Here is a 377-nt window from a genome sequence, read left to right on the forward strand (position 1 = left end):
GAAGATGGCGTTACTACACAATTAGATTTATCTGCAATCATAGCAAACCTGGAAGCTTTAACAACATTGGTGGATAATAATGACGGAACATTAACTTACACCGATGAAGATGGAAACCCAACTATTTTAGATGTTGCTAACTTGGAAACATTAACATCCATTGCTTTAAATGCCGATAACACAAACATCGATTATACAGACGAAGACGGCGTTACTACACAATTAGATTTATCTGCAATCATAGCGAACCTGGAAGCTTTAACAACTTTAGTTGACAACAACGACGGAACATTAACTTACACCGATGAAGATGGAAACCCGACTGTTTTAGATGTTGCTAACTTGGAAACATTAACATCCATTGCTTTAAACACAGA

1 pseudogene is annotated in these 377 nt (G+C 36.6%); it reads left to right on the top strand.

From position 1 onward, the window contains the following. Positions 1–377: pseudogene (locus tag ACVCZW_RS07670) on the top strand (hypothetical protein); the annotation flags it as partial.

This window comes from Lacinutrix sp. MEBiC02595 (assembly GCF_053601555.1).